A 15060-nucleotide genomic window follows, 5' to 3' on the forward strand; every position below is an offset into this window, starting at 1 on the left:
GGAGTCAGCCGTTGGGGTACGCCTCGGTGATCAGCTTCTGGCGCAGGACGGTCCACTGGGCCGTCATGTCATTGACCAGGTACAGATCGCGGCGGCGCGTCCACACCTGACCCGACTCCGGGTCGTACGTCCCGGGCATCTCGAAGCCGCGCGGGGCGTACGCCCGCATCCCGCGGTCGCGGGTGGTCAGCACGCACCGCTTGACGTGGTCGCGGAAGCCGACGACGCCGGCCGTGCCGATCCCGCCGGGCAGGTTCTTGCGGGCCTCGGCGACCTGGGCGGCGACTCCGTCGGTGCTGAGATAGGTGATCGTGCCGTCGGGGGCGACGAGCGGCTCGATCGACGTCACGTTCTTCATGCGGTACTTCGACTCGAGGAAGCGCGCGATCTCCCACTGCGCGTAGACGGGGACGTTCCTGCGCCTGCGGACCGCTGCGACGGTGCCGGCCAGTTCCTCGTTGACCGGACCGGGTTCGTAGCGCACCTTCGACGGGTCGCCGCCGCCGGCCGGGGGCCGGTTCCCGAAGCCGTACGCGACGATGAAGTCCAGCTCGTCGAGAGCCGCGGTCTCCGGCCGCCAGTCGAAGCCGACGTCGTGGATGTGCGGGACGAGGGCGCGGGCGGCGGTCCTGTCATCGAGCGCGGAGGCGAGCACCGCGAACATGTGGTGCGGGAGGCCCGCCGTTCCACTCCCCTCGCTCGCACGGCCCGCGGCGTGCGCCGACGGCGTGCCGAGGACGGCAGGTGCGGCGATGGCGGCGGTGAAAGCGGCTGCGAACTCACGTCGTTGCACGGGGTGCCCTTCTCGGTGTCGTATCCGCACAATCCTTGTCGGGCCGGACGAATCCGCGGCGAACACGACCCGAAGGAGACGTTCCGCATGAGTGACTACTGCGTTCAGGTCTCTCCGCGTACGTCGCTTCCGGGCGCGAGGACGCCCAGGCCGAACAGGTCGACGACCTGGTTGATCAGTACGTTCGCGCGTGAAGCGTCGAGGTACTCGTCGACGAACATCTGCGAGAGGCCGTAGACCAGCGCTTGAGCGGCGATCCTGATCAGTTCGGGATCGGCTCGGCGCAGCTCTCCGCGCTGCTGCCCGGCGATGATGAGCTCGACGACGCCCTGGGTGAAGGCGCGATGCCCCGCGTCCAGGGCGGGCGTTCGATCCGCGCCGAACAGGGCGCCGCGCAGGAGCGCGAACCGGTGCGGGTGGGCCAGTGCGTACTGCACGAACGCGGTACCCAACGCCCGGAACGGGACGGAGCCGGCCGAACTCACCGCCGCCATCTGGATCGCGCCGAAGTCCACCGCGACGGCCTCGGCGACCGCGGCCAGCAGGGCGGCCCGGTCGGGGAAGTGCCGGAACGGCGCCGAGGGGGAGACGCCCGCCCTGCGGGCCACCTCACGGACGGTCACCGCTTCGGCGCCGCCCTCGTCCAGCAGCTGGACGGCGTGCGCGACCAGCGTCTCCGGCAACGATCCGTGGTGGTAAGGCCGGCCGGCCTCCCGGGTGTTCATACAGCCAGTGGTACCACACCTTGACACGCCACCCAGGAGCGAATGTAATCAGCGCTCACATGAATGTGTTCGCTGATCACATTGGAGTGTTCATGGATCTGCGTCATGGCGGCTGGGCACGCGAAGTCGATGCCGAGCTCCGGCCGAGTCAGGGGGCCGTCCCCGGCGGCCTGGCCGGGACCCTCTACCGCAATGGCGCGGGCAACCATCTGTCCGACTACCTCATCGACGGGGACGGCCTGGTCAGTGCCGTGACCTTCGCTCCCGGCAGCCCCGTGCGCGTCCGCTCCCGCTATGTCAGGACCCCCTCCTACCAGGCGTCCCTGGACGCCCCGGAGTCGGACGCGCCGCCGCTGCGCCTGCCCGGAGCCAACGCCGCGGGCGGCCGGCTCCGCAACCTGCTGCTGCGCCCGGCCTCCTCCCAGGCCAGCACCTCGGTGACGGTGATCGACGGCCGGCTGCTCGCGCTCTGGGAGGGCGACATGCCCTGGGAGCTGGACCCCGGCACGCTGGAGACCCTCGGCCGGTGCGACCTCGACCGTGCGCTCGCGCCGTCGGGTCCCCTCGGCCGCCGGCTGGGCAGCCCGTACTCGGCCCACCCCTGCTGGGACCCCGGCAGCGCCGAGGTGTGGAACTTCGGCTGCGTCTACGGCCCGCGCCCCCGGCTGGACATCTACCGCACCGAGCGGGGCCGGCCGACCGAGCGGTTGCGGTCCATCAGGCTGCCCCGCCGCTACATGGTCCACGACTTCGCGATGACCGCCACCCACCTGGTGTTCTGTCTCGGCCCCGTCGTCCTCGACTTGGCCGCCGTCGCTTCCGGCCGGGTCCCGGCCTTCCAGGCGATGCGGTGGCACGGCGAGGAGGCCACCCGCATCCTGCTCGTTCCCCGCGCGGGAGGCCCGTTCCGCGTCGTCGAGGCCGATCCGTGGTTCCAGTGGCACTTCGCCGGCGCCTACGACGACGGCGACGACATCGTCTTCGACCTGGTCCGCTTCCGGTCCTGGACCGTCATGCACGAGGCCATCTCCAGCATGAGTCACCTCACCGATCCGTCCTGTCTGCCCGTCGGCCGGCTGTGGCGCTACCGCGTCAGCCCCTCGGGCAAGGTCGAGGACCACCAGCTCCACGGGCTGCCCACGGAGTGGCCCACCATCGACCCCCGCCGCTCCACCACCGCCCACCGCAACGTCTACGGCGCCACCATCGGCACCCCCACCTCGGGCGTCGCGTTCACGGCGGTCGCACGCTACGACACCGAGCGCGGCGAGGCCGACGTCTACGACTACGGCCCCGGCCACCTGGTCAGCGAGCCGCTCTTCGTCCCGCGCGACCCGGGCCGGCTCGACGAGCGGGGCTGGCTCGTCGCCTACGAGGCCCAGCTCACCGCCGGGACCACGAACATCGTCGTCTTCGACGCCCAAGCCGTCGCCGACGGCCCCGTCTGCACCCTCCCCGTCCCCGAGAGCCTCGGCTACACCTTCCACGGCCAGTGGGTCCAGGCATGACGGCCGCGCGGGGAACCGAGGGGCGGCTCACGTCCTTCGAGCGCGACGGTCTGGTCTTCGACGTCGTGGACCGGGGCCCGCTCGACGGGGATGTCGTGGTGCTCCTGCACGGGTTCCCCCAGACGGCGAGTTCCTGGGACCTGCTCGCACCCCTGCTGCATGCCTCGGGATACCGCACACTGGCGCCCGACCAGCGGGGATACTCGCCCCGGGCCCGGCCGCGCGGCAGGTTCGCCTACCGGATGTCCCAGCTCGCCGACGACGCCGCCGCCCTCATCGAGGCGGCCGGACCGGGCGGCCGGGCGGTGCACGTCGTCGGACACGACTGGGGCGCCGCGGTCGCCTGGACGCTCGCCGCCGCCCGGCCGGACGTGGTGGCCACCCTGACCGCCCTGTCCGTCCCCCACCCCGCCGCCTTCATGCGGGCCCTCTTCACCAGCCGCCAGTTCCTGATGTCCTGGTACATGTTCTTCTTCCAACTGCCGTGGATTCCCGAACTGTTGATCCGCAGGCTCGACCCGGCCGCGGCACCACGCGTCACCGAACGGATGGCGGGCGGGCAGAGCCCGGCCGCCCTCGCCCGCGACCTGGAGTTCCTGGTGACCTCGGGCGCGCTCACCCCGGCTCTCCACTGGTACCGGGCGATGCCCTTCAGCACACCCGGGCAGCTCACCAAGGTCGCCGTCCCGACCCTGTTCGTCAACAGCGACAGCGACCCGGCACTGGGCCGGGCGGGCGGCGAGCTCACACGCCGGTTCGTGACCGGCCCGTACACCTTCCACACCCTGACCGGAATCGGGCACTGGATCCCGGAACAGGCCGCCGTCGAAGTGGCGGGGCTCCTGCACCGTCACCTCACGAACTCGCCCCGGGGTACGCGGTAGCGGCGGGCCCGTACGGACATCACGGCGGCGTGCCGGTCGGCGTCGGGGCCGGCCGCCTCCGCGGTCAGGGCCCGCCCATCCGCCGGGAGGTGCTCTGCGTGCTGGTGGGGCCCGAAACAGGCACGCTCTGCTGGGAGTCTCCGGCCGCCGGACCTCGCGCGATGGACAACCGCATACCGGCCGCTTCGGCGAGTGACGGCCGGTGCTGAGGCCTGGGTCCGGGCAGTTGCTGCTCCAGGTGGCTGTCGCGCGTACCGTGGATGCGCCGGTTGTAGGCCTCGTGGGACAGCTGGGACGCGTACCGGTAGGTGTCGGAGTCCGTCGCTCGCATCCCGCCCATGTACACGACGACGTCGGCCAGCACGGTGTCGTAGTGCACATGCGGCTGGGCCATGCCGTAGTTGAGCCGGTCCTGCAGATGTTCGCGCATGTCGCCGTCCAGCACGTTGCTCCCGGCTTCCCGCTGCATGATCTCTTCGAGTCGGCCCAGGTTCGTCTCGGCCGCCGTCGACTGAGCCTGGTACGCCTCGCGGAACTGCGGGCTGCCGATGTCCTCGGGGAGGTGGAAGTTGACGTAGGTCAGGCCGGGATCGGCGGGGCGCTGGTACCGGACGTCCGTTGACACGTGCAGCAGCTCGTGGGCGACGGTGGCCCGGACGAACGCGGCCGCGTCGGTGTGTTCCTGGGGCTGGTAGGCCGGATCGTAGGTGATCGTGTAGCCGTCCTGCGTGGCCGTCGCGTGGGCGGGCTGACCGTCGGCCGTGCGCTGCACGGTCACCCTGACCATCTCGCCGGCCGCCTCGTCGTGGAGGTCCGCGAGAATCGAGTCCTCGCTGCCCGGACTCGGCGGGCGTCCCCCGGCATCGGTGATCAGGCGGTCGAAGGCCAGCCTGCTCATCTCGTAGGACTCGTCTCTCGCAACCGGTGGCACGGCGGCTCTCCTCTTCCCTCAGGATCGTGGCGCGGACACGGACCACAACGAGGAAAACACCGACGCCGGTTCAACGGCCGGACAGGCGCTAGTCCTTACGGCCGGTCGCCGCGACGGTGACGCCGAGGCCGATCATCGCGAGTCCGCCGGCCCCGCCGACCAGGGCCAGCCGCTGCGGTGACCGGGCGAACCAGGTGCGCGTGGTGGCCGCGACCAGCCCCCACACGCTGTCGCTAGCCAGCGCGATGACGTTGAAGACCACGCCGAGCAGCAGCATCTGGACGGTCACGTGCCCCTGGCCGCGGTCGACGAACTGCGGGAGCACGGCGGCGAAGAACACCATGGTCTTGGGGTTGGCCACGCCGACCACGAACCCCTCCCCCAGGGTGCGCAGACCTCCGTGTGCGGGGCCGTCACCGGTGAACGCGGCGTGCAGCGATCCGCGTTGCCGCACCGCCTTGACCCCCAGGTACACCAGGTACGCCGCGCCCACGAGCTTCAGCACCGTGAAGGCGAGGACGGAACGTTCCACGAGGGACCCGACCCCGAGTGCCACGGCCACGACGAGCACGTACGCCCCGAGTGTGTTCCCCACGACCGTGGTCAGCGCGGCACGGCGTCCCTGCGCCAGCGCCCGGCCGATCACGAAGAGCACGCTGGGGCCCGGGATCACGATCAGCAGCAACGACATGGCGGCGAACGCCATGAGTCGGTCGGTAGACACCATGGGGCGCATGTAAGCACGGATTTCGCGGAAGTCCGAAGCATTTGCCGGGGCCCCGGCGGCGGCCGTCACTCCCCGGCACCGGGCTCATGCCTCGGCTTCGGCCGTCACTCCTCGGCGGCGGGCGGCACGAAATCGCACCAGACCGCCTTGCCCTCGCCCCGGGGTTCGACGCCCCAGCGGTCGGCGACCGCCTCGATCATCATCAGCCCTCTTCCGGAGGTCGCCGCCTCGCCCGGAGTGCGCCGGTGGGGACGGGCGCTTGAGCGGTCGTTGACCCAGAGCCGGACCCGCCGGTCCGGCTCCAGCAGGACCTCCAGGGTGACGACCGCGCCGCCTTCCGTGTGCAGGAGCACATTCCCGAGCAGCTCGCCGGCCGCCACCTCCACGTCGTCGGCGAGCATGCCCAGCCCCCAGTGCTCAAGGCTCTGCCGCAGGGCGGCGCGGGCCTCCGCCAGCCCCTCCGGGTCGGCCTGGTGGATGTACTGATGGATGCGCGGCGCCTGGTCCGTCCCCACGTCCGGGTTTCTGCGCAGGACCAGGAGCGCGATGTCGTCGCCCGACTTCGCCCGGCCCCACAGCCCCTCCGTCACATGCCGGGCGAGGGCCTGCGCCCCCGCCGGGCCGGTGCGCACGGCCTCGGCCAGCGCGTCGAGGCCCACCTCGATGTCGAGTCCGGGCTCCTCCACGAGTCCGTCCGTGCACAGGACCAGGGTCTCGCCGGGCACGAGGTCCAGGCGCGTCTCGGGGTACTCGTCGTCCCCGAACGTCGTCGCCAGCCCCAGCGGGAGCCCGCCGCGCAGCCGTGGCCACCCGATCCGTCCGTCGGTGTGCCGGACCATCGGCCCCAGATGTCCGGCCCGTACCGCCTTCACCGCCCCCGAGACGAGGTCGACCTGCGCGTACGTACAGGTGGCGAAGCGCTCCGTGTCGAGTTCCGCCAGGAAGCGCGAGGCACGTGCGAGCACCGTGGCAGGGGTGTGGCCCTCGCCCGCGTAGGCGCGCAGCGCGATGCGGAGCTGCCCCATGATGGCCGCGGCGTGCGTGTCATGCCCCTGGACGTCGCCGACGACGATCCCGATGCGCCCTCTGGGCAGCACGATCACGTCGTACCAGTCGCCGCCGACGTCCCTGCCGCTCCGCGCCGTCCGGTAGCACACCGCGATGTCCGCGCCCTCGACGTCAGGGATGTGGCGCGGCAGCATGGAGGACTGGAGGTCGGTCGCGAACTGCCGCTCCTCGTCGAAGAGGATGGCCCGTTGCAGGGACTGCCCGACGATGCCCGCGAGACCGATGCACAGGTTGCGGTCCTCCGCCGAGAACTCGGTGCGCCCGCGGTAGAAGAGCCCCAGCCCGCCGATGGAGCGGGCCTGGGCGACCAGGGGCAGGAAGGCCGCCGCGTCGAGGCGGCGCCGCCGGATGTAGGGGCCGAGCCGCGGAAATCGGTCGGCCAGCTCGGGCAGCGAGGCCACGAAGCGCGGCTGCTGGGTGAGGACTGCCTCGGCCAGCGGCAGCGACTGGTCCACCTGGTCGAGTTTCAGTTCGGTGAGGACCGACAACGGTTCTCCGGCGAGGCCGACGAGCTTGAGCCCGCTCCCTTCGACCAGCCCCAGGACCAGTCCGTCGGCGCCGAACCGCTCCATACCTCCGGCGCCCGTCAGCACGGCGGTGACGTCTTCGACGGTCACCGCCTGCGCGAGTGCCTCGGTGGTGCCCTGGACCATGGCGGTCATACGCTGCCGGCCCGCTTCGAGCGGGCTGACCACGCTGAACTCGGAGAGGTCCGTCGTCGCGTTCCGTACGATGCCGAGCACGCGGAAGGGGACGCCCTCGTCGTCACGGACGATGCGACCGCGTACGTGGGTCCACTGCCGCATTCCGTCGCGGCGCCGGATCTGGAAGTAGGCGCCGTAGGACGACTGCCCCGCGGCCACGGCCTTGCGGAACGCCGATTCCATCCGGGCGCATTCTTCGGGGGGTACGCGCAGGATCAGCGAATCGGCCATGTCGTCGAACTCGTCCGGGCGCAGGTCGAAGACGGCCAGGCCTCCTTCGTCGAACACGAGCGTGGACCGTTCCAGATCCCAGTCGAACGTGCCCATGCGGTTGAGGGCCAGCCGCTCCCGCGCACCGATGTCCGGTCGATCACGTGCTGCCATGCGTACACTCCGCAGGGGCCGGTCTCACCGTGGGTGCTGCTCCAGTGCTGTCCCGAGCATAACTTCGCGGGGTGCCCCCCGCACGGTCGCGGACAGGGGCAGAACACCCTCCCCCGTCACTTGGTGCGCCGGCGGAACACGTGACCCCCGCAGTCGCCCCCCGGTTCCCAGAGTGTCTCCACCCCAGGCCCGGAGGGCAGCGGGATACCGCCATTCGGGTGACCGCCCGGACGCCGCCCCGGTGGCCGGTCAGCCGGCCGGAACCACCGGCAGTTCCAGCACTCCGGTGTCCTCGGGGGCGCTGACGACGGTCACCGGCTTGATGCCCCGGTTACCGAAGTACGCGGTGTCGCTCGCCGCGATCACGAACTCGAACCGGTGCCGCGTCTCGTACCGGTGGACGATGCCCGGCAGTTCCACGGTGAAGGGGCGGGTGACGTCGGGGACCCGCACGGGCGAGACGAGGCGGTTCACCAGCTCGCGGCTGCCGCCCGGTGCCACGTCGTAGACCTTGGCGAACAGGACCAGCTTGTCGGAGGCGTCGCCGCTGTTCTGGACCCGCTCCGTCTTGGGTGACACGACCTTCAGGGTGGCCTTCGGGGCGCCGACGACATCGACGGGTGAGGTCAGCGGAGCGCTGGTCCAGCCGAGGTAGGTGCCCTTGGTGTCGTACGGCGCACGGTCGGGCAGTCCGGTCAGACCGGCGAGCGAGCTCTCGGAGTGGCTGGTCGGCACCAGCCAGTTGCTGTACTGGCGGCTGCCCCGGACGACCTTGGAGCGGTTGTCGACCAGCTTGCCGTCCCCGGAGAGATACATCTTCTGCGAGAGGGCCGGCACGGCGCCCGCCGTGCCGTAACCGCTCTGCCAGTCACGGTAGTAGGCGAAGGCCGGGCCGGTGTCGGTGTCCTTCTTCTGGAGGTAGCGGTCGAACCAGGCGAGCACGCGCTGTCCGACGTAACTGGTCTCCAGATTCCCTTCACCCAGGCTGAGTTCGCCGGGCACGTGGCCGCCGCTGTGTCCCCAGGACTGCCAGATCATCTTCGTCGGGGTGCCCTGCGCCTTGAGCGTCTTGTACGTGGCGGTGGCCTCGTTGAGGTTGAACAGGCTGTCGGTCTGGCCCTGTACGAGGAGGGTCGGGGTCCTGACGCGGCCGAGGTAGGAGGCGGGCGAGACGCTGCGCGCGTAGGCGAGCATCGCGTCCGACTCGTCCTTGGGGTAGCGCCCCGAGTTCAGCAGCCGGATGGTGTCGCAGGCCCGCGCCGCGAAGTGGGGACAGGTGAGGCTGCCGAACCTGGACGGGTCCAGGCTCGCGTTGAGCAGGGTCTGCCCCTCCCCCATCAGGTAGAAGCCGTTGGTCCACTGCCACTTGAAGACGCCGGGGGTGTCGGAGGAGACGCCCTGGCGCGCACCGGTGTTGTTGGGGGCGAGCGCGTATCCCAGGTCGTTCCAGGTGATGAGCGGGACGAGCGCGTCGACCCGGTGGTCGACGGCGGCGGTGGCCATCTGGACCGCGCCGCCGTACGAACCGCCGATCATGCCGACGCGCGGATCGCCCGCGCCGTCCTTGGTGACGTAGTCGGCCATGGTGCCGTCGTCGGCGGCGCGGGACCCGGCCAGGAAGTCGAGGAGTCCGGAGGCCGCCCTGCCGTCGACGGCGGGGTCGTCGAGGGTGATCAGGCAGCCGGACTTGCCGAAGCCGAGTCCGGAGTAGGCGAGTCCGACGTACCCGCGGGCGGCGAATGCCTTGCCGATGGCGTCGGTCGTTCCGTCGGACTTGCTGCCGCCGAAGCCGTTGGTGGCGAGGACGGCGGGGGCGGGGTGCGCGGCGTCGACGCCCGCGGGGCGGTAGAGGTCGGCGTCGACGGTGCAGGTGCGGTCGCCCGCGCGGACGGTGAACTTCAGCGGGGTGACGGTGTACGAAGCCGTTTCGGCCTGGGCCGGGCCGGCGAGGGCGAGGGGCGCGGCCAGGGCCGCTCCCGCTGCGAGGACGAGTGGTTTGCGGAACCTGGAGACAGCACCTGACACGAAGACCTCCACACCGAGGGCACCTTACCGACCGGTAAGTACCGGGCCGCGCTCATGCTGTGACAGGCGTCATAGGTGTGTCAACGCTCATGACAGCGTTTCCTGAAGGCTGTTCAACTTCTGCACGCGTGCGGTGACTTCAGACGAGGGCGGGCACGTCGACGGTGAGCGTGCACCGGCCGCCGTCCGAGGGCGCGTCCAGCACGGCGGGCACCCCCAGCGGAATCGTCAGTGCCGTAGGGCTGTGACCGAAGCCCAGCTCCTCGACCACCGGTATGCCCAGACCGCCGAGCCGGTCGGCGAGCACGGCCCGCACCTGCGCATACGGTCCGCAGTTCTCCCAGGACCCGCAGGCCACCCCGGAGATGCCGTCTAGGGCGCCGGTACGCAGCAGTTGGGTGAGAATCCGGTCGATCCTGTACGGGTCCTCGCCCACGTCCTCCATCACCAGCAGTCCGCCCCGGGCCGACCTCCGGGCGTGTGCGGCGCCGATGTCGGCGGCGAGCAGGCTGACGCAGCCGCCGTACGTGATGCCCCGGGAACGGCCCGGTACCAGCGCGGTCGCCGGCTCCAGGCCGAGGGTGCGTACCGAATCCGGCTCGAAGAGGGTGGCGCGCAACGACTCCTGGGTCGCGGCGTCCTTGAGGAAGGTCTCCGTGGCGACCATCGGGCCGTGCAGCGTGGAGATCCCCGTCCGCACGGCGAACGCCTCGTGAAGTGCGGTGATGTCGCTGTAGCCGACGAACACCTTGGGCCCGGCCGCCCGCATGGCGGTCCAGTCGAGGAGGTCGACCATGCGGTGGGCGCCGTATCCCCCGCGGGCGCACAGCACGGCGTCCACCGAGGGGTCGCACCAGGCCTCCTGGAGGTCCCGGGCGCGGCCCTCGTCGGTACCGGCCAGGTAGTCCAGCTCCGGGTGCGCGTCCAGGACGTGGGGTGCCACGACCGGCTCCAGGTCCCAGCCGCGCAGCAGGTCGAGCCCCGCGTCGAGCCGGTCGGCGGGTACGGGTCCGCTGGGGGCCACGACGGCGACCCTGGCACCCGGCCGCAGCCGGGCGGGCCGGGTGAGGGGCCTGAGCGTCACTTGTCCAGCTCCAGTCGCGGGACGTCGGGGCGGTCGATGCCGAAGGTCTGCGCGTACAGGGAGAGTTCAGCCTCCAGCGCCCGGATCAGGGTCTCCGCGCGCCGGAATCCATGGCTTTCGCCCTCGAAGGCGAGGTACGCGTGCGGAACCGCCCTGCCCTCCAGTTCGGCCAGGAACCGTTCGCTCTGCACGGGCGGGCAGATCACGTCGTCGAGCCCCTGGAGCAGCAGGAACGGCACGGTGAGCCGGTCGGTGCGGTGCATGGGAGAACGCTCGTGGTAGCGCTCCGGTACCTCGGCGAACGGGCCGACGAGCGATTCCAGATACTGCGACTCGAAGTCGTGCGTCTCGTCGGTGGCCCAGCCCGCCAGATCGAGGATGGGGTACAGGATCGTCCCGCAGGCGTAGACGTCGGTGCCGGTCAGGGAGGCCGCCGTGGTCCAGCCGCCGGCGCTGCCGCCGCGCACGGCCAGCCGGTCGCGGTCGGCCGCGCCCTCGGCGGCCAGTGCCTCGGCCACGGCGGCGCAGTCCTCGACGTCCACGACGCCCCACTGTTCGCGGAGCCGTTCGCGGTAGGCGCGGCCGTAACCGGTGGAACCGCCGTAGTTGACCTCGGCGACACCGATGCCGCGCGAGGTGAAGTAGGCGATCTCCAGGTCCAGTACGAGCGGGGCGTGCCCGGTGGGGCCGCCGTGCGCCCAGATCACGTACGGGGCCTTCTCGCCCTCGGGCCCGGCGAAACCGGGGTGGTGCGGCGGGTGGACGTGGGCGTGGATCTCGCGCCCGTCCGGGCCGGTGAAGGTGCGCTCCCGCGGCTGGGAGTAGTACGCGGGATCAACGGCGTCCCGGTGCCCCGCGCCGATGATCCGGGTGTGTCCGTCGGCGGTGTCCAGCTCGACCACCTCGTAGGCGGTGTGCGGGCTCGCGGCGATGCCGATGACCCGGGTGTCCTGTACGGCGAGGGTCTCCGCCCAGGCGGTCCAGGGCCCTGCCACGTCGGCGAGCTCGCCGGTCTCCGGGTCGAGCACACCGAGCCGGGTGGTGCCCTTGCCGTGGATGACGGCGATGAGTCCGTTGTCCAGGAGCCGGAACCACCGCAGCCCGATCCGCCACATGGGGCCGCCGAACTCCTCGCCCCGGCCGCCGCAGAGCCTGCTGCTCGGTACGACGGAGCCCACCGGGGCGTCCGGGCGGATGCGCTGGAGCTCCCACCAGCCGCTGACGTCGGAGACGAACAGCAGCGAACCGTCCCGGTCCCATTCGACCTGGCAGACGGACTCGTCGATGTCTCCGACGAGCGGGCGCACGCCGGTGAAGGTGTCCTCGTCGGTGAGGTCCGCGACCATCACGACCGTGCCGTCCCACGGCATCCGCGGGTGGTCCCAGGCGATCCAGGCGGCCCGGCGCCCGTCGTACGAGATCTTCGGCCCGGTGACGAAGCGGTGGCGGTCGTCGGAGAGTTCCCGCACGGCGCCGCGGTCGTCGGCGGCCGAGCCGTCCAGGGGCACGGCCACGATCACCCGGCGCACGTCGGTGGGCGCGTCCCCGGTGAACTCCTCCATGACGCACCAGACTTCGCCCTGTGCGCCGCTCTCCGTGCGGACCGGGCGGAGCTGCGGGTCGGCCCAGCGCAGCCCGTCACCCACGTCGGACACGGGGGTGAGCGGCCACGGGTCGCCGGGGCCGTCCGGTTCGTACGCGTAGAGCCGCTGGTCGTCGAAGTGCACGAAGACGATCAGCGGACCGCCCTCGGAGCGCTCGGCGCCGGCCCAGGGCTGTCCGCCGTACTCGATGACACGGCTGCGGGCGTTCCAGGGCGCGGGCAGCGCGGAGGCGGTGGTGCCGTCCGCGCGGCGGCGCACCAGGGCGCGGCGGCCGCCCTCGGCCGGGCGCGGTTCCGTCCACCACACCTCGTCGCCGACGGTGCCGACGAACTCGGGGCGGCCGTCGTGCGAGGCGGCGAGTGCCGCGTCGATCGGCGACGGCCAGGTTCCGTAGGGCGCTGTGGTGACCATGTGATTCCCCCCGTGTCGGGTCAGGCGGTGCGCAGGTAGTGGTCGAGGACGCGGACGCCGAAGTGCAGGGCGTCCACCGGGACGCGCTCGTCGACGCCATGGAACATGGCCTGGTAGTCGTAGCCGACGGGCAGTTTCAGGGGCGAGAAGCCGTATCCGGTGATGCCGAGCCGGGAGAACTGCTTGGCGTCCGTGCCACCGGACATGCAGTAGGGCACGACATGGCCGTCCGGGTCGAAGCGTTCGACGGCGGCGCGCAGTTTGGCGTACGTGGGTGAGTCGACCGGGGCCTGGAGCGGGACCTCCCGGTGGTGGAACTCCCAGGAGACTCCGGGACCGGTCAGCCGGTCCAGGGTCTCGTGGAACTCTTCCTCGCCGCCGGGCAGCATCCGGCCGTCGATGTAGGCGGTGGCACTGCCCGGGATCACGTTGACCTTGTAACCGGCTTCCAGCATCGTCGGGTTGCTGCTGTTGCGGACCGTGGACTCGACGAGTGCGGCGGCCGGTCCGAGCTTGCCCAGCAGCTCGTCGACATCGAACCCGGGCACCTCGGTGTCGACGGGGATGCCGTGCAGCGCGGCGATCTCGATGAGGGCCGCCCGGACGGTCGGGGTGAGCCGGGCCGGCCACGGGTGCGCGCCGATCCGGGCGACGGCCGAGGCCAGCGTGGTCACGGCGTTGGCACGGTTGACCTTGGAACCGTGCCCGGCCCTGCCCTCGGCGGTCAGCTTGAGCCAGCCGGTACCGCGCTCGCCGGCGGCGATCGGGTAGAGGGACATGCCTCCGCCCGCGTGGAAGGTGAAGGCCCCGGATTCGCTGATGCCCTCGGTGCAGCCGTCGAAGAGGCCCGCGTGACGGTCGACGAGGAAGCCCGAGCCGTCCTCGGCGCTGGCCTCCTCGTCGGCGGTGTACGCGATGACGATGTCGCGGCGGGGGCGGACTCCGGCGCGTGCCCAGGCGCGTACGACCGCGAGGACCATCGCGTCCATGTTCTTCATGTCGACGGCCCCGCGGCCCCAGACGACACCGTCGCGGACCTCCCCGGAGAAGGGGTGCACGGTCCAGTCGGCGCTTTCGGCCGGCACCACGTCGAGGTGGCCGTGCACGAGGAGTGCGTCGGCGGACGGGTCCGTGCCCTCGATACGGGCGACGACGTTGGTGCGCCCGGGAGTGCGCTCCAGGAGGGCCGGTTCCAGTCCGGCGGCTGCCAGCCGCTCGGCCACGTACTCGGCCGCGGGGCGCTCCTGGCAGTCGCCGCCGCCCCGGTTGGTGGTGTCGATGCGGATCAGTTCGGAGGTGAACGTCACCGATTCGTCGAGTGCCTGCTCGTCCACCGGACCGAGCGGGCCGGTCGCCTCAGCCATATTGTTCCTCCACGGCGGACGACACGATCGTGGTCACCGCCTTGAACGTGCGAATACCTTCATACATCGTCCCGCTGGTGTACGCGACACGCCGCTCACCGCTGGGCGCCACGCCGGGTACGACCGTGGCGGCCGCCGCCAGATGCTCGGCGTCGAACTCCAGCTCCACCGTGCGGGAGCCGCCCGTGACCGGTTCGTGACGCACGGCGAGTGCGGTGGCGTCCTTGGCCGCGGCCCTGATGTCCGCAGCGGTACGGGCCGGGGTGCGGCACACCGCCGCGTACCGCGACACGTAGTCCTTCACCGCGACCTTGCGGGCGGCGGGCGCGTATCCCTCGGCGTCGACGCAGGTCAGGTCGTCGCCGGTGACGAGGACGACGGGCACCCCGTACTCGGCGGCGACGTGCGCGTTGAGCAGCCCCTCGCTCGCGCGGACGCCGTCGAGCCAGACCCCGGTGATGGAGTTGGCGAGATAGGTGTGGGCGAGCACGCCCTCCGTGCCGGCCCCGGTGTGATAGCCGACGAACGCGACGGCGTCCACGTCACCGTGCTGGATGCCTTCGACCATGGAGAGGGACTTGTGCTTGCCGGTGAGCATCTGCACCCGCTCGTCGAGCCGCTCCAGGAGCAGATTGCGCATGCTCCAGTGGGCTTCGTTGACGAGCACCTCGTCGGCTCCCCCGTCGTAGAACCCGAGGGCGGCCGCGTTCACGTCGGAGGTGAACATGGAGCGGCACCGCTCCCACTGCGGAGTTCCGGGCAGCACATCGGCGGGCCACGTCACTCCCGTGGCGCCCTCCATGTCCGCGCTGATGAGGATCTTCATCGGCGTCACGTTACGCGTCGTC

The 15060-nt window shown here is 71.5% G+C and carries 12 protein-coding genes; 2 read left to right on the top strand and 10 right to left on the bottom strand.

Going from position 1 to position 15060, the window contains the following annotated elements:
* Positions 1–4: 4 nt before the first annotated feature.
* Together AC07FA_RS09265 and AC07FA_RS09270 are read right to left on the bottom strand one after the other, a co-directional pair.
* Positions 5–793, bottom strand: coding sequence for a hypothetical protein (locus AC07FA_RS09265; protein ID WP_479074195.1), 789 nt, complete (start codon positions 791–793; stop codon positions 5–7).
* 104 nt (positions 794–897) lie between these two features.
* The gene (locus AC07FA_RS09270) at positions 898–1518 is read right to left on the bottom strand and encodes a TetR/AcrR family transcriptional regulator (protein WP_479074196.1); all 621 of its coding nucleotides are present in this window, start codon (positions 1516–1518) and stop codon (positions 898–900) included.
* 92 nt (positions 1519–1610) lie between these two features.
* Between AC07FA_RS09270 and AC07FA_RS09275 the strand changes: the two genes are divergently transcribed.
* Positions 1611–3026 (top strand): carotenoid oxygenase family protein, encoded by a 1416-nt coding sequence (locus AC07FA_RS09275; protein WP_479074198.1) that lies wholly within the window; start codon positions 1611–1613, stop codon positions 3024–3026.
* Positions 3023–3910: an alpha/beta fold hydrolase gene (locus tag AC07FA_RS09280; protein WP_479074199.1), complete on the top strand. Its 888-nt coding sequence runs from the start codon at positions 3023–3025 to the stop codon at positions 3908–3910. Before AC07FA_RS09275 ends, AC07FA_RS09280 begins: the two co-directional genes overlap by 4 nt.
* A gap of 64 nt (positions 3911–3974) precedes the next feature.
* Here AC07FA_RS09280 and AC07FA_RS09285 read toward each other — a convergent pair whose 3' ends face one another.
* The 8 genes from AC07FA_RS09285 to AC07FA_RS09320 form a co-directional block, all read right to left on the bottom strand.
* On the bottom strand, positions 3975–4841 hold the full coding sequence (locus tag AC07FA_RS09285; RefSeq protein ID WP_479074201.1) for a hypothetical protein: 867 nt from the start codon (positions 4839–4841) through the stop codon (positions 3975–3977).
* Between the two features lie 88 nt (positions 4842–4929).
* Positions 4930–5568: a LysE family translocator gene (locus AC07FA_RS09290; protein WP_479074202.1), complete on the bottom strand. Its 639-nt coding sequence runs from the start codon at positions 5566–5568 to the stop codon at positions 4930–4932.
* 104 nt (positions 5569–5672) lie between these two features.
* Positions 5673–7724: a SpoIIE family protein phosphatase gene (locus AC07FA_RS09295; RefSeq protein WP_479074204.1), complete on the bottom strand. Its 2052-nt coding sequence runs from the start codon at positions 7722–7724 to the stop codon at positions 5673–5675.
* Positions 7725–7973: 249 nt separating this feature from the next.
* Complete coding sequence (locus tag AC07FA_RS09300; RefSeq protein WP_479074205.1) at positions 7974–9761, bottom strand: alpha/beta fold hydrolase; 1788 nt, start codon at positions 9759–9761, stop codon at positions 7974–7976.
* A 127-nt stretch (positions 9762–9888) separates the two neighbouring features.
* Positions 9889–10833 (bottom strand): S66 peptidase family protein, encoded by a 945-nt coding sequence (locus AC07FA_RS09305; RefSeq protein WP_479074206.1) that lies wholly within the window; start codon positions 10831–10833, stop codon positions 9889–9891.
* On the bottom strand, positions 10830–12848 hold the full coding sequence (locus tag AC07FA_RS09310; RefSeq protein WP_479074208.1) for a prolyl oligopeptidase family serine peptidase: 2019 nt from the start codon (positions 12846–12848) through the stop codon (positions 10830–10832). The genes AC07FA_RS09305 and AC07FA_RS09310 overlap by 4 nt, the downstream gene beginning before the upstream one ends.
* Positions 12849–12868: 20 nt before the next feature.
* Complete coding sequence (locus AC07FA_RS09315) at positions 12869–14212, bottom strand: M20/M25/M40 family metallo-hydrolase (RefSeq protein ID WP_479074209.1); 1344 nt, start codon at positions 14210–14212, stop codon at positions 12869–12871.
* Positions 14205–15038 (bottom strand): M55 family metallopeptidase, encoded by an 834-nt coding sequence (locus AC07FA_RS09320; protein ID WP_479074210.1) that lies wholly within the window; start codon positions 15036–15038, stop codon positions 14205–14207. Before AC07FA_RS09320 ends, AC07FA_RS09315 begins: the two co-directional genes overlap by 8 nt.
* Positions 15039–15060: the final 22 nt, after the last annotated feature.

It is taken from the genome of Streptomyces sp. NPDC045968 (assembly GCF_056430475.1).

Bases quoted from the DNA above. Each gene is read 5' to 3' on its own strand.
- AC07FA_RS09320 (WP_479074210.1), bottom strand. From the start codon at position 15,038: ATGAAGATCCTCATCAGCGCGGACATGGAGGGCGCCACGGGAGTGACG.
- AC07FA_RS09315 (WP_479074209.1), bottom strand. From the start codon at position 14,212: ATGGCTGAGGCGACCGGCCCGCTCGGTCCGGTGGACGAGCAGGCACTC.
- AC07FA_RS09275 (WP_479074198.1), top strand. From the start codon at position 1,611: ATGGATCTGCGTCATGGCGGCTGGGCACGCGAAGTCGATGCCGAGCTC.
- AC07FA_RS09290 (WP_479074202.1), bottom strand. From the start codon at position 5,568: ATGGTGTCTACCGACCGACTCATGGCGTTCGCCGCCATGTCGTTGCTG.
- AC07FA_RS09280 (WP_479074199.1), top strand. From the start codon at position 3,023: ATGACGGCCGCGCGGGGAACCGAGGGGCGGCTCACGTCCTTCGAGCGC.
- AC07FA_RS09295 (WP_479074204.1), bottom strand. From the start codon at position 7,724: ATGGCAGCACGTGATCGACCGGACATCGGTGCGCGGGAGCGGCTGGCC.
- AC07FA_RS09310 (WP_479074208.1), bottom strand. From the start codon at position 12,848: ATGGTCACCACAGCGCCCTACGGAACCTGGCCGTCGCCGATCGACGCG.
- AC07FA_RS09270 (WP_479074196.1), bottom strand. From the start codon at position 1,518: ATGAACACCCGGGAGGCCGGCCGGCCTTACCACCACGGATCGTTGCCG.